This is a genomic window from Arthrobacter sp. CAN_A212 (genome assembly GCF_015752345.1).
Taxonomy (GTDB): domain Bacteria; phylum Actinomycetota; class Actinomycetes; order Actinomycetales; family Micrococcaceae; genus Arthrobacter_D.
Window position 1 is genome coordinate 86,469 of record NZ_JADOUT010000005.1, and the last position, 21,555, is coordinate 108,023.

Annotated in this window: 20 protein-coding genes; 7 read left to right on the forward strand and 13 right to left on the reverse strand. The window is 65.8% G+C overall.

All coding sequences use genetic code 11. The features are described 5' to 3' along the window. Entirely contained in the window at window positions 1-777 is a 777-nt protein-coding gene (locus tag IWX64_RS06330; protein WP_196866304.1) for an enoyl-CoA hydratase/isomerase family protein, read from the forward strand. 2 nt (window positions 778-779) lie between these two features. Next, window positions 780-1,667: a 3-hydroxyacyl-CoA dehydrogenase family protein gene (locus tag IWX64_RS06335; protein WP_196866305.1), complete on the forward strand. Its 888-nt coding sequence runs from the start codon at window positions 780-782 to the stop codon at window positions 1,665-1,667. A 96-nt stretch (window positions 1,668-1,763) separates the two neighbouring features. Here the strand turns inward: IWX64_RS06335 and IWX64_RS06340 are convergent, their stop codons facing one another. The 8 genes from IWX64_RS06340 to truB all read right to left on the reverse strand — a co-directional run bounded on the left by IWX64_RS06340 (window position 1,764) and on the right by truB (window position 9,908). Continuing rightward, complete coding sequence (locus IWX64_RS06340) at window positions 1,764-3,230, reverse strand: M16 family metallopeptidase (protein ID WP_196866306.1); 1,467 nt, start codon at window positions 3,228-3,230, stop codon at window positions 1,764-1,766. 3 nt (window positions 3,231-3,233) lie between these two features. After that, complete coding sequence (locus tag IWX64_RS06345) at window positions 3,234-5,507, reverse strand: polyribonucleotide nucleotidyltransferase (protein WP_196866307.1); 2,274 nt, start codon at window positions 5,505-5,507, stop codon at window positions 3,234-3,236. A 281-nt stretch (window positions 5,508-5,788) separates the two neighbouring features. Next, the gene (rpsO, locus tag IWX64_RS06350; protein ID WP_019483462.1) at window positions 5,789-6,058 is read right to left on the reverse strand and encodes a 30S ribosomal protein S15; all 270 of its coding nucleotides are present in this window, start codon (window positions 6,056-6,058) and stop codon (window positions 5,789-5,791) included. Window positions 6,059-6,194: 136 nt separating this feature from the next. Further along, the gene (locus IWX64_RS06355; RefSeq protein ID WP_196866308.1) at window positions 6,195-7,187 is read right to left on the reverse strand and encodes a bifunctional riboflavin kinase/FAD synthetase; all 993 of its coding nucleotides are present in this window, start codon (window positions 7,185-7,187) and stop codon (window positions 6,195-6,197) included. A 73-nt stretch (window positions 7,188-7,260) separates the two neighbouring features. Continuing rightward, on the reverse strand, window positions 7,261-7,932 hold the full coding sequence (locus IWX64_RS06360) for a DUF4345 domain-containing protein (RefSeq protein WP_196866309.1): 672 nt from the start codon (window positions 7,930-7,932) through the stop codon (window positions 7,261-7,263). 64 nt (window positions 7,933-7,996) lie between these two features. After that, the gene (locus IWX64_RS06365; protein ID WP_196866310.1) at window positions 7,997-8,467 is read right to left on the reverse strand and encodes a hypothetical protein; all 471 of its coding nucleotides are present in this window, start codon (window positions 8,465-8,467) and stop codon (window positions 7,997-7,999) included. Further along, window positions 8,464-8,835, reverse strand: coding sequence for a hypothetical protein (locus tag IWX64_RS06370; protein WP_196866311.1), 372 nt, complete (start codon window positions 8,833-8,835; stop codon window positions 8,464-8,466). The genes IWX64_RS06365 and IWX64_RS06370 overlap by 4 nt, the downstream gene beginning before the upstream one ends. Then, on the reverse strand, window positions 8,832-9,908 hold the full coding sequence (gene truB / locus IWX64_RS06375) for a tRNA pseudouridine(55) synthase TruB (protein ID WP_196866312.1): 1,077 nt from the start codon (window positions 9,906-9,908) through the stop codon (window positions 8,832-8,834). The genes IWX64_RS06370 and truB overlap by 4 nt, the downstream gene beginning before the upstream one ends. Here truB and IWX64_RS06380 point away from each other — a divergent pair. Next, window positions 9,898-11,097, forward strand: a complete 1,200-nt coding sequence (locus IWX64_RS06380; RefSeq protein WP_196866313.1) for a pyridoxal phosphate-dependent aminotransferase — start codon at window positions 9,898-9,900, stop codon at window positions 11,095-11,097. The genes truB and IWX64_RS06380 overlap by 11 nt on opposite strands. 183 nt (window positions 11,098-11,280) lie before the next feature. Continuing rightward, window positions 11,281-12,468 carry a ScyD/ScyE family protein gene (locus IWX64_RS06385; RefSeq protein WP_196866314.1) on the forward strand — a complete coding sequence of 396 codons (1,188 nt, stop codon included), beginning with the start codon at window positions 11,281-11,283 and terminating at the stop codon, window positions 12,466-12,468. Between the two features lie 92 nt (window positions 12,469-12,560). On the opposite strand, the gene rbfA is transcribed toward IWX64_RS06385, so the two are convergent. The 5 genes from rbfA to rimP form a co-directional block, all read right to left on the reverse strand. Further along, the gene (gene rbfA, locus IWX64_RS06390; protein WP_196866315.1) at window positions 12,561-13,025 is read right to left on the reverse strand and encodes a 30S ribosome-binding factor RbfA; all 465 of its coding nucleotides are present in this window, start codon (window positions 13,023-13,025) and stop codon (window positions 12,561-12,563) included. Window positions 13,026-13,363: 338 nt separating this feature from the next. Beyond that, window positions 13,364-16,249 (reverse strand): translation initiation factor IF-2, encoded by a 2,886-nt coding sequence (gene infB / locus IWX64_RS06395; RefSeq protein WP_196866316.1) that lies wholly within the window; start codon window positions 16,247-16,249, stop codon window positions 13,364-13,366. 152 nt (window positions 16,250-16,401) lie between these two features. After that, window positions 16,402-16,731: a YlxR family protein gene (locus IWX64_RS06400; protein WP_196866317.1), complete on the reverse strand. Its 330-nt coding sequence runs from the start codon at window positions 16,729-16,731 to the stop codon at window positions 16,402-16,404. A gap of 68 nt (window positions 16,732-16,799) precedes the next feature. Further along, complete coding sequence (nusA, locus tag IWX64_RS06405) at window positions 16,800-17,771, reverse strand: transcription termination factor NusA (protein ID WP_196866318.1); 972 nt, start codon at window positions 17,769-17,771, stop codon at window positions 16,800-16,802. After that, entirely contained in the window at window positions 17,772-18,446 is a 675-nt protein-coding gene (gene rimP, locus IWX64_RS06410; RefSeq protein ID WP_196866319.1) for a ribosome maturation factor RimP, read from the reverse strand. It abuts the gene before it with no gap. 105 nt (window positions 18,447-18,551) lie between these two features. Here rimP and IWX64_RS06415 point away from each other — a divergent pair, with 105 nt between their 5' ends. Genes IWX64_RS06415 through IWX64_RS06425 form a run of 3 tightly spaced genes read left to right on the forward strand, consistent with a single transcriptional unit; the run spans window position 18,552 to window position 21,521 of the window. Continuing rightward, entirely contained in the window at window positions 18,552-19,682 is a 1,131-nt protein-coding gene (locus IWX64_RS06415) for a DUF4439 domain-containing protein (protein ID WP_196866320.1), read from the forward strand. A 20-nt stretch (window positions 19,683-19,702) separates the two neighbouring features. Then, window positions 19,703-20,476, forward strand: a complete 774-nt coding sequence (locus tag IWX64_RS06420; protein WP_196866321.1) for a VIT1/CCC1 transporter family protein — start codon at window positions 19,703-19,705, stop codon at window positions 20,474-20,476. 40 nt (window positions 20,477-20,516) lie between these two features. Beyond that, on the forward strand, window positions 20,517-21,521 hold the full coding sequence (locus IWX64_RS06425; RefSeq protein ID WP_196866322.1) for an aminoglycoside phosphotransferase family protein: 1,005 nt from the start codon (window positions 20,517-20,519) through the stop codon (window positions 21,519-21,521). The last annotated feature ends 34 nt before the right edge of the window (window positions 21,522-21,555 follow it).

The window sequence follows — 21,555 nt, forward strand, 5'->3', positions numbered from 1 at the left end:
ATGGAATTCACCCTGATCAGCGCCGAGTCCACCAACGGGTTGGGCATCATCACCATCAACCGCCCGGAGAGCCGCAATGCCCTCAACCGGGTTGTCCTGGACGAGATCGCCGGCGCCCTGGACCTCTTCCTTGACGACGAAGGAGTGGGCGCGGTGATCTTTACCGGTGCCGGGGGGAAGGCGTTTATTGCTGGCGCCGACATCAACCAGTTAGCCACCTACACCCTGGTTGATGGCCTTTCCGGCAGGATGCAGCGGCTCTACGACACCATCGAGGCTTACGAGCTGCCGACCATCGCCGCCATCAACGGGTATGCGCTCGGAGGGGGGCTCGAACTTGCGATGGCGTGTGACATCCGGATAGCGGCAGAAGGTAGCCGGTTTGCCCTGCCGGAAACCAATCTCGGCATCATTCCCGGCGCGGGCGGAACTCAGCGGTTGTCGAGGCTAGTGGGCCGGGGGCGCGCCGTGGAACTCATCCTGACCGGGCGGCTGGTCGACGCACCCGAGGCTCTGGGCATGGGGCTGGTCACCGACGTCGTCCCGTCGTTGGATCTGATGGATACGGTGAGGAAAACCGCCGACACCATCCTGGCGAAGGGTCCGCTGGCAGTCCGCCTGGCCAAAATGGTGGTGAAGCACGGCTTTGACACCGATCAGCAGACCGGACTTCTCCTGGAGCGGCTTGCGCAGTCGCTCCTGTACACCACCCAGGACAAAGCCGAAGGCACCGCAGCATTCCTCGAAAAACGCTCCGCCAGATACGTAGGAAAGTAGCAATGGAAACGACACCTGATCTTCAGAAAATTCACCACATCCTCGTCGTGGGTGCGGGCGCCATGGGCTCCCAAATCGGATTGGTCGGCGCGCTGGCCGGGTATCAGGTCACCGTCCAGGACATCTCGGAGCGGATGCTGGCGCCGGCGAGTGAGGAGCTCTCACGGCGGCTCGACCGCAGCGTTGCCAAAGGCCGCCTCGAGCGCGGCGCAGCGGACGCTGCGCTGAACCGGATGAGCTTCACCACCAGCCTCAGGGATGCCGCCTCGACTGCTGACTTCGTCATTGAGGCAGCAGTGGAAAAACTGGATATCAAACGGGAGATCTTCCGGGATCTCGATGAGTACGCACCAGCCCATGCAGTGTTGGCTACCAATTCCTCCACGCTGGGCTCATCGAAAGTGGCGGATGCCACCGGGCGCCCGGACCGGGTCTGCAACATGCACTTCTTCAATCCAGCCCTGGTCATGAAATGCGTCGAGGTGGTGCGCCACGAGAGCACCTCCCAGCAGACAGTGGACACCGCAATGGGCCTCGCCGCACGGCTGGGCAAAGCGCCAATCCTGATCAACCGCGAGATCCCCGGGTTCGTCGCGAACCGCCTGCTGGGCGCGTTGCGCACCGAGGCGCTGAAACTGTACGACGGCGGCATAGCGAGTTTTGAAGACATTGACACGGCGGCCAAGACTGCGTTGGGTCACCCCATGGGCCCCTTCGAATTGATGGACCTGGTGGGCCTTGATGTCGCCTACCTGATCAGGCAGGCCCATCATCAGGAGACCGGGGATCCCGCCGACCTGCCGCATCCGGCCCTTGCCGAGCTCTACGAAGCCGGGCACTACGGCCGAAAGACCGGGAAGGGCTGGTACGAGTACACCGAGGGCAGCTAGAGGCACTCCGCTCGCGCCCTGTCACACCGTTCAGTCATGATCCGCAAACGCGCCCCTGCTGAACAGGGGCGCGTTCGAAGATTCTGTTCAGGACCGCTAGTGACCGAAGTCCGCCGGCGTGTCGAACGGTCCGACGACCGTGATGGTGCGCGGCGCGCCAGCCAGCTCGGCCGCCAGTTCCCGCACCTGATCCCCGGTGACCGCGTTGATCCGGGCCAGCACTTCGTCCAGTCCCAGGAACTCCCCCGACACCAGTTCAGCCCTGCCCAGCCGCGACATCCGCGAGCCACTATCCTCCAGCGCCATCACCATGCCCCCGGAAAGCTGCCCAACCGCGCGGCGCAGCTCGTCGGCTGAGATGCCCTCAGCGGCGAGCCGGTCCAGTTCGGCACCGAGCAGGTCGATCACCTGCCCGGTCTTCGCGGGGGAACAGCCCGCGTACATCGCGAAGTACCCAGCATCCGCGTAGGAGGCCGAGAAAGAGTAGGTCGAGTAGACCAGTCCCCGCTTTTCCCGGATCTCCTGGAACAGCCGCGATGACATTCCCCCGCCCAGCACAGCGTTCAGGACGCTCATGACGAACCGCCGCTCGTCGGTCGCGGTAATCGATGGGCAGCCCACCAGGATGTTCGCCTGCTCCACCGCGCGGCGGATCACTCGGATCCCGCCGGTACTCTCGATGGCGACCGGCGTATCGGACCGCCGGGCAACGGGCAGCGCATCCTCGTCGAGGGTCCATCCGGCGGTGCGCAGCGCGTCGAGCACCAGGGAGCAGACCACCTCGTGGTCCAGTCCGCCTGCTGCGGTGACCACGAGTTCGGAGGGACGGTAGTACCTGCGGTAGTGGTCCAGGACCGACTCGCGGGGTACCGCCTTGATCGCCTCGGGTGTGCCGCCGATGGGCCGGCCCAGTGGGTGTGACCCCAGGACCGCCTCGACGAACTCTTCGTGCGCGACGTCGGCGGGGTCGTCGCTGTCCATGGCGATTTCCTCGAGAATGACATCGCGTTCCTGCTCCAGCTCGTCGGCGTCGATCACCGCGCTGGTCACCATGTCAGCGATGACGTCGATCGCCATGGGCAGGTCGGCGTCCAGCACGCGGGCAAAGTAGCAGGTGTGCTCCTTCGCCGTGGCAGCGTTGGACTCCCCGCCCACCTCATCGAACGCCTCGGCAATGTCGAGTGCCGTGCGTCGGGTGGTGCCCTTGAAGAGCAGGTGCTCCAGGAAGTGGGTTGAGCCGTGCTGGCCCGCCGCCTCATCGCGGGATCCGACGCCCACCCAGAATCCGATGGTCGCCGACCGTTGGCCGGGCATCGCCTCGGTGAGGACACGCACACCGCCGGGGAGCACCGAACGGCGCACGACGGCGCCGCCCAGGGTTCCAGCGACAAGGGTCGGGTCCTGCGCCTGGGCCGAGCCGCCGGCCGTGGGCGCAGGGGTGGGCACCAACGGCAGGAGGATGGAGGAAGGGCCGGTGCGATTCTCGTGTGAAACGGCCAACGGCCCCGTTCCCGACGAAGTGTCGGGAACGGAGCCGGAGGCGTTGTTAGCTGATACAGCCATTCGTTAGTTGTCGTCGCCCTCTGCTGAGCCGACCGAGACTGCCGAAGCATCGTCGGCGGCGGCGGCGTCGTCGGCAACCACTGGGGAGAGCGAAAGCTTTCCGCGGTCGTCGATCTTGGTGATTTCAACCTGGACCTTCTGGCCCACCGAGACAATGTCGTCGACGTTGTCGACGCGCTTGCCGTTGGCCAGCTTGCGCAGCTCGGAGATGTGGAGCAGCCCATCCTTGCCCGGGGTCAGGGAGACGAAGGCACCGAAGGTGGTGGTCTTGACGACCGTACCCAGGTACCGCTCGCCAATCTCAGGAACCTGAGGGTTGGCGATGGCGTTCACCGCGGCGCGTGCAGCCTCGGCCGCACCACCGTTGGTGGCGCCGATCAGGACGGTGCCGTCATCTTCAATGGAGATGTCAGCGCCGGTGTCTTCCTGGATCTGGTTGATCATCTTGCCCTTGGGGCCAATGACCTCGCCGATCTTGTCAACCGGGATCTTCACCGAGATGATGCGTGGCGCGAACTCGGAGAGCTCGTCCGGCACGTCGATGGCTGCCTCAAGGACACCCAGGATGTGCAGGCGGGCTTCGCGGGCCTGCTTCAGTGCTGCGGCGAGCACCGAGGCGGGGATGCCGTCGAGTTTGGTGTCCAGCTGGATCGCTGTGACGAACTCGGCGGTACCGGCAACCTTGAAGTCCATGTCACCGAAAGCATCTTCGGCGCCGAGGATGTCGGTCAGCGCCGCGTAGCGGGTCTGACCGTCGACGACGTCGGACACCAGGCCCATGGCGATACCGGCGACGGGTGCCTTCAGGGGCACACCGGCGTTCAGCAGCGACAGGGTTGAGGCACAGACCGAGCCCATCGACGTCGAGCCGTTGGAGCTCAGCGCCTCGGAGACCTGGCGGATGGCGTACGGGAATTCCTCACGGCTCGGCAGAACCGGCATGAGGGCACGCTCTGCGAGGGCACCGTGACCGATTTCGCGGCGCTTCGGCGAACCGACGCGGCCGGTTTCCCCGGTGGAGTAGGGAGGGAAGTTGTAGTTGTGCATGTAGCGCTTGCGCGTTACCGGCGACAACGAGTCGATCTGCTGTTCCATCTTGAGCATGTTCAGCGTGGTGATGCCCATGATCTGGGTTTCGCCGCGCTCGAAGATTGCCGAACCGTGGACCCGGGGCAGCACCTCAACTTCGGCAGTGAGCTGGCGGATGTCGCTCAGGCCACGGCCGTCGATACGGATCTGGTCCTTGAGGATGCGCTGGCGGACAACGCTCTTGGTGACCGAGCGGAAAGCAGCTGAGAGTTCCTTCTCGCGGCCTTCGAACTGCCCGGCGAGGTCAGCGGTGACGCTGTCCTTGAGTGCGTCGGAGGCGAGGTCGCGCTCCTTTTTGTCAGCGATCTGGAAGACCTCGGTCAGCTTGGCTGCTGCTGCCGACTCCACTGCTGCGAAGACGTCGTCCTGGTAGTCGAGGAAGACCGGGAAGTCGACGGTTGGCTTGGCGGCGCGGCCGGCAAGGTCAGCCTGCGCGTCACAGAGGGCGCGGATGTACGGCTTTGCCGCTTCCAGTCCATCGGCCACGATCTCTTCGGTCGGTGCGGTGGCACCGTCTTCCTTGATGAGCTTCCACGAGTTGTCGGTAGCTTCAGCCTCGACCATCATGATGGCGACGTCGTCGCCCTCGGGTCCGCTGACAACGCGGCCGGCGACGACCATGTCGAAGACCGAGTTCTCGAGCTCGGAGTGCTTCGGGAAGGCAATCCACTGGTCTTCGCCGCTGCCGTCGGACACGAGTGCCACGCGGACACCGCCGATGGGACCGGAGAAGGGAAGGCCGGAGAGCTGCGTGGACATCGACGCCGCGTTGATTGCGACGACGTCGTACCGCACGTCGGGGTTGATCGCCAGAACGGTGACGACGATCTGGACCTCGTTGCGGAGGCCCTTCACGAACGCCGGGCGCAGTGGGCGGTCCATCAGCCGGCAGGCGAGGATCGCCTCGGTGGAGGGGCGGCCTTCGCGGCGGAAGAAGGAACCTGGGATACGCCCTGCGGCGTACATGCGCTCTTCAACGTCGACGGTCAGGGGGAAGAAGTCGAAGCCTTCGCGGGGGTGCTTGCCAGCGGTCGTTGCTGACAGGAGTGCGGTGTCTTCGTCGATGTACACCATTGCGGCGCCAGCTGCCTGCTGTGCAAGGCGGCCAGTCTCGAACCGTACGGTGCGCTTGCCGAACCGGCCGTTGTCAATAACGGCTTCGGCGAATTGGATTTCGGGACCCTCCATAGAGAGTCACCTCCGTTTCTGTTTAGCGAGCCTTGCCGGAACCTGCCCACCGTCTTCGCGGTGGGTATCGCATCCGGTCTTCGATCGAGATCCACGGGAACTCACGCATCGTCGGCACCAAAGTGTGCTGGACGTGCCGTCCGCTCCCGGAGACCACTACCGAGGACCGCGAATGCGCGGTGCCTGCCTGGCTCCAATGTGTTGAGTTGTTCGTGTGGCCGGTGGCCACATGTGGAAGGCGGCTCCTTCCCTTCAAGGAAGGCGCCGCCCCACGTGTGTTACTAGCGGCGCAGGCCGAGACGCTCGATGAGCGTACGGTAACGCGTGATGTCAGTCTTGCGCAGGTAGTCCAGCAGACGACGACGGCGTCCAACCATCAGGAGCAGGCCACGACGCGTGTGGTGGTCGTGCTTGTGCATCTTGAGGTGTTCGGTCAGGTCGAGAATACGGCGGGACAGCATAGCAATCTGCACCTCAGGTGAGCCGGTATCGGCTTCCCCGGTTGCATATTCCTTGATGATTTCCTGCTTGATAGCGGCGTCAAGGGCCACAATAAACTCCTAGAGTTGTACCGTGAACAATTTTCCTGGTCTTCACGGCAGCTAGATTCACTTGGAGCTTCGCTGCCGAGCCATGGACACAGAAAGATCCAGCCACCACGGACTGCAGCCGGATCCACGTTCGAGTTTACCTGCTGTGGTGTTGTTCTGTCGAAAGGACCTCGCGCGTGCGTACGACGTCCAGGTGCATTTGTGCGATCAGCGCCTCGGGCCCGGTGTAGGCGACCATTCCCCGGAGCCGCTGGGTGAACTCGACGATGATGATCTGCCCGTACAGGTCGAAGTCGGAGACCTCTTCCTGGGGCCGGTCAATGACGTGGGCTTCAACGTGCCGGCTGACGCCCTCGAAGGTGGGGTTCGACCCCACCGAGATGGCAGCCGGCCAGCGGGTCCCCGCTTCATCCAGCAGCCACCCGGCGTAGATTCCGTCAGCGGGAATGTAGCCTCCGGAGTCCGGGGACAGGTTGGCGGTCGGGTAGCCCAGCTCCCTCCCCCGGGCGGCACCGTGCACCACTTCTCCCCGCATCCGGTGCGGACGCCCGAGGATCCGTGCCGCCGTGGCGACGTCGCCGTCCTCCAGCGCTTCGCGGACCCAGGTGGAGGAGCAGCGCCGGTCGCCGTCGGCCTCGGTGGGTTCGGTGGGGCTGGCACCGAAGTCGTCGATGACGATCACTTCGAAGCCGAGCTTCGCGCCGAGTTCCCGCATGGTGTCCAGGTCACCGCTGTTGTCACGGCCAAACCTGACGTCCCGTCCCACCACGACTGCCCGTGCGTCCAGGGCGTCGACGAAGACCTTGGTGACAAACTCCTCGGGGGTGTTTGCCGCCAGTTCCAGCGTGTAGTGCATCATGACCAATGCCTGGATGCCGGTGGTGGCGAGGGTTTCAATCCGGTCCTCGAGGCCCATGATGAGCTCGGGCGCCTGATCCGGGCGGTGGACCTTTGCCGGGTGCGGTTCGAAGGACACCACCACCGCCGCGGCATGATGCGACTCCGCCGCTGCAACCAGGTGCTGCAACACCCGCTGGTGCCCGATGTGGACGCCGTCGAAGTTGCCGATGGTGACCACAGATGGACCAAAACCATTCGGAACACTGGTCAGGTCATTCCAGTAGTACACGCATCTCCTCTTTCGTTTCTTCGTTCAGTGCTGCCCGGCAGTGCGCCGGCACAGCGTGCCGCCCGTGGGCTGATTAGCCGCGGGCGGCGTACTCGTTGCGGATTTCAGTGGTCTTCGCGATGTACCGGTGCCAGACCAGCAGGGCGGCCGGGAAAGCGAGTTCGATGACCATCAGGATGATCATCATGTAGTGCGGGGTCCCGGAGAATGCCCAGGACAGGACGCGGCCAATCCCGCCGATGAAGACCATCAGGCAGACCATCCACAGCATGTTCGCCCATTCGAACTTCACACCGATGGTGATGAACGCGGCACCAACACCCACCATCATCGCGGCGAAGAACCGGAACTGGCTTTCCAGGGTGGGGCTGGGGGTGCCAATATCGGTGTCGGGCAGGCCCGAGGTCCCGGTGATCAGGTAGTACGCGCCGAAACCGGCGAGGATCAGCCCGACCAGGACGACGACTGTCCGGAAGACGCCCCACTCCCCCTTGGCCGACTTGGGTTTGGTGGCCTTCTTCGAGCTCTTCGCAGCCGTTTTCGGATCCGTTGACGGCGTAGCGGTCCGGGACGATGCTCCGGGGGCGGGGCTCGGCTGGCTCCCAGCAGGGCGTGACTGACCGGGGGCCGGCTGGGAGCCAGCGGGGCGTGACTGGCCAGCCGCTGGGCTGGACGGCTTGCTGCCGGGGCCTGGACGGGTGCTGTCCTGTGGATTGCCGGTGGGGTGATTCTCTGGGCTGGACATGAGGCTCCCTTATGGATGTGCCGCTACTGGTCGAAGGTGAAATCTGTGTGCTGCTGACATACTCTCACGCAGTGGGGCTGGCCCGCTCGGTGGCGGGTTCAGCTGCCCGCCCGCGCCGGTTGAGATAGAGCCACCAGAGCCCCAGCACCGGCAGGAGCAGGGGAACGAAGCCGTACCCGCGTCCAAAGAGCGACCAGACGGTGTCGTTGGGGAACGCCTCGGGGTCGAGGAGGCTGAACAGCCCGATGGTCAGCACACCGACCAGTTCCAGGCCGACCGCGCCCACCGAGATCCAGTACCAACGCCGCCCGGGCATCGCCAGGGACACCGTGGCGAGGACATACACGCCGGCCGCGAGGGCGGTCAGGAGGTAAGCCAGCGGGGCTTCGGCGAACTTGGTGCTGATCTGGAAGACGGCCCGTGCGGTTGCCGCGAGGGCGAAAATACCGTAGACGGCGATCAGTAGGCGACCCGGACCGCTGTTGCGGTGACGGGAGGGCCCTGCCGGGGACGTTTCAGTGCGGCGCGTGCTCACAGGGGCACCCGGTCCCAGATCTGTTCCATCCGGAACAGCATAACGAAGACGGTGATCCCGACGGCGCCGAGTACCACGTTGCTCCATCGGCTGCGCTCCAGGATGGCCCACCAGAACCCGGCCAGCGGGATACACAGCGCGGTGAGGAGGTAGCCCCAGAACTCCCAGGTCTCCCCGGCAATCGGCTCGCCACCGGTCTGCCTGATGATGGCTGCCACACCGTAGACCAGCAGGAACAGTTCGACGGCAGCGACAGAGAGGATGGTGACGTCGTTGGGCGGCTGCCGGATCGCCGCCGCGCCGAAGCAGATGACCGCCGAGACCACGCAAACGATCACGCCGGTAATGAAAAACCCGTCCACGATCATGAGGGGGTGCCGTTCTCACCGGCGGAGGTCTCGTTGCCGGGGGCGAAGACCAGCAGGGGGCGCGCCCGGTCGGCCGAGTTTTTCAGCAGGGCAACCAGGGTGCCGTCGGGAGCGAACGCCGCCACCGGACCGCCGTCGTCCCCGGCCGGGATAAACCGTCCGTGGGACAGGTCGAGCGCCTCGCCAGCGGAGAGTTCCCGCGGGGTGAACAGGACCCGTGCCGCGTCGTTGATAGGGAGGAGCCGCAGGTCGGTGGCGAGCTCCTCGAGGGTGGAAGCCTGGTCCAAAGAGTAGGGCCCCACCTGGGTGCGCCGGAGTGCGGTCAGGTGGCCGCCGACCCCGAGCGCCCGGCCCAGGTCACGGGCCAGGGCGCGGATGTAGGTGCCGGAGCTGCATTCGACGGTGACATCGAGATCCAGCAGGGTCTCGTCGGCGTCCGGGTCTGTCACCGTCCGCATGTCGTGAAGCTCGAACCGGTGGATGGTCACGGGACGGGCCGCGAGGACAACGTCCTCGCCGGAGCGGACCCGGGTATAGGCACGCTGACCCTTGACCTTGATGGCGCTCACGCTGCTGGGGACCTGTTCGATGTCGCCGGTGAGGGCCGCAACTCCAGCGCGAATGGCCTCGCCAGTGATATCGGCGGCCGAGGTGGTGGTGACGACGTCGCCCTCGGCATCGTCGGTCACTGTTGACTGGCCGAGCCTGATGGTGGCCGTGTAGGTCTTGGAGGTGCCCACCACAAAGGTCAGCAGCCGGGTGGCGCGGTTGATGCCGACCACCAGCACCCCTGTCGCCATCGGGTCGAGGGTGCCCGCGTGGCCCACCTTCCGGGTTCCCGCGAGCCGCCTCATCTTGCTCACCACGTCATGGCTGGTCCAGCCCTGAGGCTTGTCCACGATAATCAGTCCTGAGTGGACTTGCCCGGAATTCACGCCTCTCAGTATAGGCGGGATGTAGTGGGCCGCCGTCCGGCGGCGGAGCCCACCGGGACGGATCGGGATCGGCTGCGCCGCCGGGTCGTCGGCGGCCAGCCCGCCCGGGCGGCGATACGCTAGGCCGATGCCGAACATCTCGATCCACGCCGCTGCGCTGCCACCGAACCAGATCCGCGAAATCACGCAGGCCGCCTGGGCCACCCCCGGCGCGATCGTGCTCAGTATCGGGGAACCAGGCTTCGCGGTGGCGCGGCATGTGCTGGAGGCGGGGATGGCCGCGCTTGACCGGGATGAGACGAACTACACACCCAACGCCGGCATCGCACCGCTGCGGGAAGCCTTCGCCAAGCGGTTCGGCGACCAGAATTCAGTCGACGTGGATCCGGCGCGAGTGTACGTGACGGCCGGCGCGCAGCAGGGCCTACACCTGGCGATGAGCCTGTTGCTCGGGGTCGGGGATGAAGTCCTGATTCCGAACCCCGGGTACCCCACGTTCGGGATGACAGCCCGCCTGCTCCATGCGGTCCCGGTGGAGTACCCGCTCCACGCCGGGCACGGGTTCCAGCCACGGGTTGAGGACCTGGAGCGGCTCGTCGGGCCCCGTACCCGGGTGCTGGTCCTCAATTCGCCGTCCAACCCACTGGGCGCGGTGTTCAGCGAGGACCTGACCCGGGCGCTGATGGAGTTCGCCCGGGCGCATGACCTGTGGGTCATTTCCGACGAGTGCTACGAGTCGTTCACCTACGATGTGCCCCACGTCAGCCCAGCACGCTTTGATGGGTCGGGATCCGCTGACGGGTCGGCTGACTGCCCGATAGATTCCTCGGCGCGGGTCTTCACCTCGGTGACCCTGTCCAAGACGTACGGACTGACCGGGATCCGGGTTGGTGCGTTGATCACCCCGCCGGGGATGCAGCAGCGTCTGGACAATGTCATGGAATCGATCGTCTCCTGCGTTGCGGCGTCCTCGCAGTATTCGGCCTTGGCGGCCCTGACCGGGCCCCAGGACTACGTCGCCACCGCACTGGATCATTACCGCCGCAACCGGGATGCTGCGTCGGCGGTCCTGGCAGCGCTGGGAATCGACTTTCTCGACGCGCAGGGCGCGTTCTACCTGTGGGCCGACCTCTCCCACGCCACCGACGGAAACGTCAGGGACTGGGTGCACCGGCTGCTGAGGGAGCAGGGTGTTGCGGTCGCTCCGGGCACCGCCTTCGGTTCGATAGGTGAGGGGTGGATTCGCATCTCGCTGTGTGGCGATACCGATGAGCTGGTGGAGGGTCTGTCGCGACTCCCGGGCCGCCCACCACGCCACCACGACTAGAACCAGCTCAGTTTCTGGCTGACATTTACATCAAAGTTAGCTGGGTCTATCCTGTGAATGTTTCGGTGGTCTACCGTCCCAGAATGACGCTTACGCGGACGATTTGGGGGCATGGGGCGCGCGGCGTTCTCGCCGGAAAAGGGTCTCACGTTGTCACTTTCGTCAATGTTGAGGAGATACACCGTGAAAAAAGCAACCTCCGCCGCGCTCGCATCCATCGCACTTGCGGCGACCCTGGGGCTCGGAGCCGGCCCCGCGCATTCCTGGGAATACAGTAAACCCCTCCCCACCCCGGGTAAGACCACCACCCTGGCCGATGGACTCCTGTCGCCCCTGCGGCTCGCCCTCGGACCTGGGAAATCGTTCGACGTCGCCCAATCCTTCGACGGGACCGTCGACCGCATCGCGGCGGATGGTTCGATCCAGCAACTCGATGCCATGCCCGGCTACTTCTCAGGCTCGGTGTCCCGCTTCGGGGGAACCACCTATTACACGATGACTGTTGGCGCGGGTGAGGGCATACCGGCAGCCAACGAGTCCCTTCTGAAGTCCATTGACAGGCGCGGCAAGGTCAGGACCATCACCGACATCGCCGCGTATGAACGTGCGGCGAATCCTGACGGCGGCACCATCTACGGGTTCAGGGACCTGGACGAGGAGTGCCTGGCCGCACAGGTCAATCTGGGTCCCTTCGCACGGTACCCCGGAGCCCAGGATTCCAACCCCTATGCCACCGTGGCCCTCGGCTCCCAGGTACTCGTAGCGGATGCTGGAGCCAATGCGATCTTCAGGGTTGACCGGTGGGGCAAGGTGTCCACCGTCGCGGTCCTGCCCGCAATCCCCCTCGAAATCAACGAGGAACGGGCGGCGGCGCTCGGACTCGATCCGTGCGCTGTGGGCTCCACCTACTACCTGGAACCGGTGCCCACTGACATCGAGATCGGGTGGAACGGCAAGCTCTATGTGACCTCGCTACCCGGCGGGCCGGAGGATCCGTCGCTCGGAGCCCTCGGCTCCGTGTTCGCCGTCAACCTGTGGAAGGGCACCGCCACCCAGGTGGCTACCGGGCTGGTCACCCCCACCGGGGTGGCAGTGGACGGGGGCGGGAACATCTACGTGGCTGAGCTGTTCGCGAACCGGATTTCGGTCATCCCCCGTGGATCGTCAACGGCGCAGCCGCTGCTGGAGGTCCCCCTGCCCGCAGAGGTCGAGCTGCGGGGGTCGACCCTGTACGCCACCACCGATGTCCTCCCCGGAGAAGGGACACCTCCCGACGGGAAGGTGATCAAGGTGAAGCTCAACGGCGGACACGGCTGGTACCCGTCCGGGCAGGAACCGACCGGTGACACGGCCGACGCCAACCAGGACTGACCAGCAGGAATTCAACCAGTGTTAACGCCGGGAGGGCGGGTCCGCTGCTGCGGACCCGCCCTCCCGTGTGTACTGGCCTAATGTGTACTGACCTACTTGGCGGCGTCGGGATTCGCCGGCTCAGCCTCGTCGTCGTCCTCGTCCGGTTTGCGGTACGGGTCCGCGTCCCCCGCGAACTTTGCGCCCTGGGCGATCGCGGCAACTTCCGCGTCACGCTCCCGGGCAGTCCGCAGCAGCTCTTCGAGATGGCTCGCGTTGACCGGGATTTCGTCGGGAACGAATTCGAGGGTCGGCGTCAGGCGGGCGGTGATGTTCCGTCCCACCTCTGACCGCAGCACACCGCGGGCCGACTCGAGGGCGGTGCGGGTGGCAGCCTGCTCGTCTGCATCGCCGAAGACCGTGTAGTACAGGGTCGCGTGCTGGAGGTCGTTGGTGACCCGTGCGTCCGTGATGGTCACGGCCTCGAGCCGTGGATCCTTGACCCGGCGGCGCAGAGCCTCAGCGACAATTACCTTAATCCGTTGGGCGAGCCGTGAAGCCCGTGCCGGATCTGCCATAACTAACTCCTCTTGCCTAAACAATTACTAAAACGGGTACTTCAGGGACGCCCGGGAACGCCATGGTTGGCTACCGGGCGATCAAATCGCGCAGTCTGTGACGCGCGGCCGTCGTCGATATCCGGCGGCCGGGCCAGACGCCCAACCCGAGCCGTTGGAGAAATCCGGCAGCCCATGGTTGGTGGGCGTCTGAGCGCCCGCCGACCGGAAAACTAAACACCAAGTCCAGAGTGCGGGCGCGAAGTGGGCAAGGGCCGCCGGATTTCTCCTGCGGCCCCAGCAGCGAAATGGGCAAAGGCGCCCCGGATCCCGGGGCGCCCGCCCACAACTTCAACAACCTAGACGCGCGGCTTCTCGCGCATCTCGTAGGTCTCGACAATGTCGCCTTCCTTGACGTCATTGAAGGACCCGAGGCCGATACCACACTCGAAGTCCGTGCGGACCTCGGTGGCATCGTCCTTGAAACGACGTAGAGACTCGACCGTGAGGTTGTCGCCGACAACCGTCCCGTCGCGGACCAGACGTGCCTTGGAGTTCCTGCGGATGACACCGGAGCGGACGATCGATCCGGCAATGTTGCCGAACTTCGAGGACCTGAAGACTTCCCGGATCTCTGCGGTTCCGAGTTGCGCTTCTTCGTACTCGGGCTTGAGCATGCCCTTGAGTGCTGCCTCAATGTCATCGATTGCTGCGTAGATGACCGAGTAGAAGCGCAGGTCGACACCTTCGCGGTCGGCAAGGTCTGCCACCCGCTCGGCTGGCCGGACGTTGAACCCGATGATGATCGCCGAGTCCACGGTGGCCAGGTTGACGTCGTTCTGCGTGATGGCGCCGACGCCACGGTGGATGACCCGCAGCGCAACTCCATCGCCCACATCGATCTTGAGCAGAGAATCTTCGAGTGCTTCGACAGCACCGGAGACGTCGCCCTTGAGGATGAGGTTGAGGGTGTCGACCTTGCCGTCTGCGACGGCCTGGTCGAAGTCCTCGAGGCTGATGCGCTTGCGGCGCTTCGCCAGGGCTGCGTTACGGTCGGCTGCTTCACGCTTCTCGGCGATCTGGCGGCCGGTCCGCTCGTCAGGTGTCACCAGGAAGGTGTCACCGGCGCGCGGGACCGTCGAGAGGCCCAGCACCTGAACGGGGCGGGATGGTCCTGCGACCATGACGTTGTCGCCGTCCTCGTTGAACATCGCCCGGACACGTCCGTGCGCCACACCGGCGACGATCGTGTCGCCGACGTTCAGCGTTCCGGACTGGACCAGCACGGTTGCAACAGCACCGCGGCCCTTGTCCAGGTTGGCTTCGATGGCGATACCGCGGGCGTCCTTGTTCGGGTTGGCCCGCATGTCGAGTGCAGCGTCAGCGGTCAAGAGGACAGCTTCGAGCAGTTCGTCGATGCCTTCACCCTTGAGCGCCGACACGTGGACGAACATGGTGTCGCCACCGTATTCCTCGGGGACCAGACCGTACTCGGTGAGCTGACCCTTGACCTTGTCGGGGTTGGCCCCTTCGCGGTCGATCTTGTTCACTGCGACGACGATCGGCACGTTGGCCGCCTGGGCGTGGTTCAGTGCCTCAACCGTCTGGGGCATGACGCCGTCGTCGGCCGCGACAACCAGGACCGCGATGTCGGTGACCTTGGCACCACGGGCACGCATGGCGGTGAACGCCTCGTGGCCGGGGGTGTCAATGAACGTGATGGCGCGCTCGGTGCCCTCATGCTCGTGGTCGATCTGGTAGGCACCGATGTGCTGGGTGATGCCGCCGTGCTCGCCTTCGACGACGTTCGACTTGCGGATCGCATCCAGCAGGCGCGTCTTACCGTGGTCGACGTGGCCCATGACGGTGACCACTGGAGGACGGGCCTCCAGCTGGGTGTCACCCTCGGCTTCGAGTTCGGCGTCGATGTCGATGTCGAAGTTGCCGAGCAGCTCGCGCTCCTCGTCCTCCGGCGAAACGACCTGGATCTTGTAACCCAGTTCCGTGCCGAGCACCTCGAAGGTGCCTTCGTCGAGGGACTGGGTGGCGGTCGCCATTTCACCAAGGTGGAACAGGACCGTGACCAGTGCCGCCGGGTTCGCATCTATCTTCTCGGCGAACTCGGAGAGTGAGGAGCCACGACGCAACCGGACAACAGTGTTGCCGTCGCCGCGGGGTACGCTGACGCCGCCCAGGGACGGAGCTGACATCTGCTCCAGTTCCTGACGCTTTGCACGCTTCGACTTGCGCTGCTTGCCGCGTCCTGCGCCGCCCTTACCGAAAGCACCGGCAGTGCCGCCGCGTCCGCGACCGCCCTTGCCGAAGCCGCCGCCGGCGGGTGCGCCGCCACCGGCACCGGGTGCGCCACCTGGGCCGCCACGGCCTGGTCCGCCACCTGGGCGCGCCGCGCCGCCACGGCCTGGGGCCGCTGGGCGTTCGGTGCGGTTGGGCATCATGCCCGGCGTTGGACGTGATCCTGGTGCGCCAGCTGCCGGACGGGGACCGCCCGGACGCGCCGAGCCTGCCGCTGGCCGTGGGCCACCAGCACCGGCTGCCGGGCGGGGTCCGCCAGCACCAGCGGCTGGCCGCTGGCCGGCCGCGTCGTCACGGCGTCCCGGACGCGGCATGCCCTGGGATGGCGCGAAGGGGTTGTTGCCGGGGCGGGGTCCGCCGGAGCGGTCGCCGTCGCCGCGACCCGAGCGGGGCATGCCCTGCGAGGGTGCGAACGGGTTGTTGCCTGGTCGGGGAGCACCGGGTCGGGCCGCCGAACCGGAACGCGCGGCAGGAGCCTGCGCCTCGGCCGGCTTGGGTGCCGGGCGTGCGCCCGGCTTGGCTGCCGACGAGGCTTCCGGGGCTGTTGGCTCAGCAGCTGCTGGAGCCGCCGGGGCCGCTGCCGGGGCGGCGGCTGGTTCGGGGGTGGCTGCGGGGGTGTCCTTGCGGTCCTTCTCCGGTGCCTTCGGACCGGGAGTAGCCGGTGAGGCTGACTTCGGCGGGGCAGGGGTGGAAGCCGCTGGGCTTGCTGCAGGTGCCGGCGCGGCCTTGGCGGGCGCCGGATCAGCGGCAGGCTTGGCTGCTGCTGCTGCGGGTGCTGCCGGGAAAGCGCCGCGAAGTTTCTTCACGACGGGTGCCTCGATTGTTGACGAGGCGGAACGGACGAATTCGCCCAGTTCCTGCAGTTTGGCTACTGCATCTTTCGAAGTAATTCCGAGCTCTTTGGCGAGCTCGTGTACGCGGACCTTAGCCACATTTCTCCTGTCTCGGTCCGCACCGAGTCAGGCACGAACCAACTATTTCCTACTGCAGACCACAGCCGCCGGGGCAACTGAAAATCCGATTGCAAAGCTCAACAGATTGTTCATCGTTGGGCACTCATCGCTGGGTACTCATCGGGAATCCATCAGTTTTCTGACCCGCTTTCAGGGGGGACGGTTTCTTTAGGGTGGCTCCGTAGCGAAGCTTCCTTGAGTGTGTGGAGCCGGTCCTCGACTTCGCGAGGGTCAACCTGACCCCGAAAGGCTCGGTTGAAAGCACCCCTCTTGAGGGCCTGCTCCAGGCACGCCGGCGTGGGGTGCAACCACGCACCTCTACCGGAGAGTCGGCGGCGATCATCAATCACGACGACGTTGGAGCCGTCCGGATTTCCTCTCACCAACCGCAGCAAAACAGCCTGGTCATCACGTTTCCGGCAACCGACGCACGTTCTGATCGCGGCACGTTGGGATGGCAATGACCTAAGCCTCTTCCATTCTAGCTCTTTTCGGCAGGCAAGGCCGCATTGGCAGCACTACCCGGTCTTCAGGCCTTGACGGCGTCGGACACAATGTCGATCCGCCACCCGGTCAGTTTCGCTGCCAGTCGAGCGTTCTGACCCTCTTTGCCGATAGCCAGCGACAGCTGGTAATCGGGTACCACCACCCGCGCTGACCGGGTGCTCTCGTCGGTGATGGTGACCGACGAGACGCGTGAGGGCGACAACGAACTGGCAATGAAGGTGGCTGGATCGTCGCTGTAGTCGACGATGTCGATCTTTTCGTCGTTGAGCTCGTTCATGACCGCCCGGACACGGGAACCCATCTCACCAATGCAGGCACCCTTGGCGTTCACGCCTGGAACCTTTGCTTTCACCGCGATCTTGGTGCGGTGCCCGGCCTCGCGGGCCAGCGCGACAATTTCGACCGTGTGGTCGGCGATCTCGGGTACTTCCAGTTCGAACAGTTTCCGGACCAATCCCGGATGCGACCGGGACAGGGTGATTGAGGGACCCTTCATGCCGCGGTGAACGTCGACGACGAAGGCACGCAACCGCGCGCCGTGCAGATACTTCTCCCCCGGCACCTGCTCGGGTGGTGGAAGCAGCGCCTCCACCGATCCGAGGTTGACCTGGATCATGTGCGGGTTGGTGCCCTGCTGGATCATCCCTGCGACCAGCTCGCCCTCTTTCCCGCGGAACTCGCCCAGGATGTTGTCATCTTCCGCATCACGGAGGCGCTGGAGAATGATCTGCCGCGCGGTGCTCGCCGCAATCCTGCCGAAGCCCGTGGGGGTGTCATCGAACTCGCCGACCGGGGCGCCGTCGTCGTCGGTCTCGGTCGCCCAGATGGTGACGTGTCCGCTCTTGCGATCCAGTTCAGCGCGCGCGGTATCCTGCGATCCCGCGGTCTTGTGGTACGCGACCAGCAGTGCCTGCTCGATGGTGGGGATCAGGAGCTCCAACGGGATCTCCCGTTCTCGCTCCAGCAGCCTGAGCGCACTCATATCAATATCCATTTAGTTCTCCGAAGCTGTGGGTGTGGTGGTGGTGGGGCGGGAATCGTCGAAGGTGCCCTCGTCCCCGCTGTCGTCAAGAGGCGATTCATCTGGGTGCGTGTCGTCCAGGTGCGCGAACTCAACCTGCACGGTGCCTTTGCGGATGCCCGCAAGAGGCAGGGTCAGGGGGTCGCCGGTCTTCGGCTTCATCCCCTTCTTCACCGGGATCTGGGGGGTTAGCCGGACGCTGTCCCCGCTGACTTCCAGAAGCCGCCCGGTAATGTCGTCCCCTTTGAGCTGGCGGACAGTGACCATGCGGCCCACGTTCCGGCGCCAGTGGCGGGGCTCTGTGAGCGGTCGGGACACACCCGGTGAGGAAACCTCAAGGCTGTAGGGCCGCCCGTGGTCATGCGGGTCTGCATCCATGGCCAGTGAGACGTCGTGTGCGACGTCGGATATCAGGTCGAGGTTGACGCTGCCGGTCTGATCTTCCGGCAGGTCAACAACCACGTTGACGGTGCGTTCCGATCCAGCGGACTTGATCTCCACGGCCTCAAGGAAGAGCCCGTGCTGCTCGACGGTGGGCTGCAGCAGCGCTGTGAGCCTGGTCGATTCCACCTGGTTGTCCGCGTCACGCGCTTGTTGCTGCAGCGTACTTGCCACAGGCGGACTGTCATTGCCCGGCCGAACCGCCATTGCTGCCTCCCACTCGATGATGTTGTAGCTCTAGCGTAGCGACTTTGAACCAAATACGGGGTACCAGCCGCCGAACGGGCGGGGATCGTGACATCATCAAGAGTTGTGAAGGACTCTTCTGGCCCCCGGCGTTCCGGCCTCGGCGTTGCCCGTGGTGTCGCCCGCGGCGTCGCACACCGGACTGTCCGCACCCTCGCCCTGGTCCTCGCCTTCGTCCTGGTGATCGCCCTCGGGCTAAACCTGGATGATCCCCCCGACCCCGGCCCGCCTCAGCTGTCGCTCACAGAACAGGCCCAGGTGGATGCGGAAGTATCTGCAACCGACCTCGCTGCCGAAGCAACAATTCTTTCCGACGGTGCGGCCGCCGACAGTCCGGGCGTCGGCGACGCCTATGCTGCAACGGCCGATCTGCTGCAGGAGCAGGCCACGGCGCTCCGGCATCCTGTCCTTTCGCCGGTTTCCTCCCCCACCGTTTCCGCCGCCACATCATCCACAGAACCCGCCGGAGGGGAGGGTCGGGACTCCCCCGGGGCACCCGAAGCCAAGGACGGCTCCGCGCCGGCCGGCTCCGCCCCGGCCACAGCGATTTCGAAACCGGCACCCACGCCCACCAGTTTCGTGGCCGACCTGTTCTCCGCTGCACAACAGAACCGGGAGGCCTCGGTCGGCGCGGAACCGGGTATAGCGCGTCTGCTCGCGTCGGTGGCCGTCAGCCAGCGGCATCAGGCGCTGTCCTTAGCAGGACTGCAGGGCCTGGAGGTACCGGAATGGGAGCAGCTGCCAAGGGCCCCTCCCGGCCAGCAGCCCGAGTGCACTGCCACGGACCCCGTCGACCCGCCTGCGGCAGAGCACCTCAGTGCAGCGGTGTCCGCCGAGCACCAGACCGCGTACGCCTACGAGGTTGCAGCGGCGCGCATCGCCGACGGCGCGCCGCTCACCGACCGTGCCGAGCAGCACGCCGTCGCCGCGCTAGCGGGCGAGGGTATCCTCCAGGGGCTGGCGTGCACACAACTGCCGACGCAAATCCCCGCGTACGCCCTCGACGCCGGCTTCTTTGACGACCCGACGGGCACCCTGAACCGGCTGAACACGGAGCTGGTGAGGATGTACGCGGATCTGGTCGGACTAACTGACGGACCCGCACGGCTGTGGGCGGTCGAACGGTTCAGCGACGTCGCCGAGCAGCGGCAGTTGACCACCAGCACCCTTGAAGCATTTCCCGGCATCATCGACTGAGCAGACGAAAGGTAGCCACCATGGAAGAGTCCGGCACGGGCAGGGCAGCAACAGAGGATACCGGTGGCCTGTCGGGGGTCCCAGCCACACTCCACGGAGACGAGCCCCACCGCGGCGACCTGGCCCACCGGCTGAACTGGCTGCGGGCCGGGGTCCTGGGTGCCAACGACGGGATCGTATCGGTGGCAGCGGTGGTGGTCGGTGTGGCAGGGGTGACCAATGCGCCCGGGCCGATCCTCACCGCGGGCCTGGCGGCACTGGTCGGTGGTGCCCTCTCCATGGCGCTCGGCGAATTCGTGTCGGTGAGCAGCCAGAGCGACAGCCAGCGGGCGTTGATCGAAAAGGAGCGGCGGGAACTGAGCGAACAACCCGAGGAGGAGCTTGCCGAACTTGCTGCCATCTATGAGGGACGCGGGCTCACGCCCGCCACAGCACACACCGTCGCCGTGGAACTGACCAGCCACGACGCGCTGGCAGCCCACCTCGACGCCGAATTGGGTATCAAGGAGACCGACGTGGTGAGCGCCTGGAATGCCGCGTTCGCCTCCGCCGCGGCCTTCATCCTGGGCGCCATCCTGCCCCTCCTTGCCATCCTGCTGCCACCGCTGCAGTGGCGGGTTCCGACCACCTTCATTGCCGTCCTGGTAGCCCTGTCGATCACCGGTGCGGTGGGAGCAGCCATCGGTGGCGCGTCCAGGCTCCGCGCGTCCCTGCGAGTGGTCATTGGGGGTGCGTTGGCGCTCGCCGCGACCTACCTGATTGGGTCACTCCTGGGTGCGAGCAACCTCGTCTAGCTCCCCGCCGGGTCAGCGCTCTGAGCCTAGACTGGGGATCGTGGACGTATCAGCGATCGAGCTCCCCTCCGCCCTGGTTCGCGGCGCCCGCGAGCTGCCGTCCGGGCACGGCTGGCTGAACAGGTGGCGGGACCTGGCCCGGACTGCGCTCGCCGAGTGGGGGCTCAGCATCGACTTGCCGGGCGACACCCCGCCCTGGGTCGGTAGCGCGGCCCTGGTAGTGCCGGTCCGCTGCGCCGATGGCAGCGCCGCCGTCCTGAAGATCAGCATCCCCCACGACGAAGCACTCACCGAGCCCGATGCGTTAACCCTGTGGGGAGGCCGGGGCGCGGTGCGGCTGCTCGAGGCGTCCCGCGATGACTACGTGCTGCTGCTGGAGCGGCTGGACGGAGACCGGTCTCTCGCCGGGCTGCCACTGGACGAGACAGCCGCCATCTGGGGTGGATTGGTCCGGGAGCTGGCCCTGACACCGGACGGGAGTGAGCTGTGGCGGGACATTCCGTCGGTGGCCGCCCAGGCGGAGATGTGGACCGACACGATGCCTGCGGACTGGGATCTGCTGGGACGGCCCTTCGACCGGTGGCTCCTTGAATGCGCACTGGAGGTGTGCCAGGTACGGGGAGCCGTGGGGCGACGGTCCGAGCGGGATGTTCTCGTGCACTCGGACCTGCACTACCTCAACATCCTGCGCCGGATGGACTCTGATGCCACCGGATCCGCGGGCTACCTGGCCATCGATCCCAAGCCGCTGGTAGGCGACGCCGAGTTTGCGGTAGCCCCGATGCTGTGGAACCGGATTGGGGATCTGTTCCCGGGCGACCCGGAGGGCCATCTGCGGGAGCGGTGCTCGGATCTGGCATTCGCAGCAGGCCTCGACCCACTTCTGGCACGGGATTGGGCAGTGGTCCGGGAGGTCCAGAACGCCCTCTCCGCCGTGGAAGCTGGACACCGGGACAACGCCCAGCGTTCACTGTGGGTGGCCAGCACGCTGCTGCGCCGTACCCTCCCGGAACTGCCCGCTGCAGCGGATCTGGCCCGGCCCTGAAGCGGGGCTGGGGTCGCTGCCCCGGGCCGGCAGC

Excerpts from the sequence above, each read along its gene's own strand:
- IWX64_RS06330 (WP_196866304.1), top strand. The coding sequence starts at position 1 with ATGGAATTCACCCTGATCAGCGCCGAGTCCACCAACGGGTTGGGCATC.
- IWX64_RS06335 (WP_196866305.1), top strand. The coding sequence starts at position 780 with ATGGAAACGACACCTGATCTTCAGAAAATTCACCACATCCTCGTCGTG.
- IWX64_RS06340 (WP_196866306.1), bottom strand. The coding sequence starts at position 3,230 with ATGGCTGTATCAGCTAACAACGCCTCCGGCTCCGTTCCCGACACTTCG.
- IWX64_RS06345 (WP_196866307.1), bottom strand. The coding sequence starts at position 5,507 with ATGGAGGGTCCCGAAATCCAATTCGCCGAAGCCGTTATTGACAACGGC.
- IWX64_RS06360 (WP_196866309.1), bottom strand. The coding sequence starts at position 7,932 with ATGTCCAGCCCAGAGAATCACCCCACCGGCAATCCACAGGACAGCACC.
- IWX64_RS06370 (WP_196866311.1), bottom strand. The coding sequence starts at position 8,835 with ATGATCGTGGACGGGTTTTTCATTACCGGCGTGATCGTTTGCGTGGTC.
- IWX64_RS06380 (WP_196866313.1), top strand. The coding sequence starts at position 9,898 with ATGCCGAACATCTCGATCCACGCCGCTGCGCTGCCACCGAACCAGATC.
- truB (WP_196866312.1), bottom strand. The coding sequence starts at position 9,908 with ATGTTCGGCATCGGCCTAGCGTATCGCCGCCCGGGCGGGCTGGCCGCC.
- rbfA (WP_196866315.1), bottom strand. The coding sequence starts at position 13,025 with ATGGCAGATCCGGCACGGGCTTCACGGCTCGCCCAACGGATTAAGGTA.
- nusA (WP_196866318.1), bottom strand. The coding sequence starts at position 17,771 with ATGGATATTGATATGAGTGCGCTCAGGCTGCTGGAGCGAGAACGGGAG.
- rimP (WP_196866319.1), bottom strand. The coding sequence starts at position 18,446 with ATGGCGGTTCGGCCGGGCAATGACAGTCCGCCTGTGGCAAGTACGCTG.
- IWX64_RS06420 (WP_196866321.1), top strand. The coding sequence starts at position 19,703 with ATGGAAGAGTCCGGCACGGGCAGGGCAGCAACAGAGGATACCGGTGGC.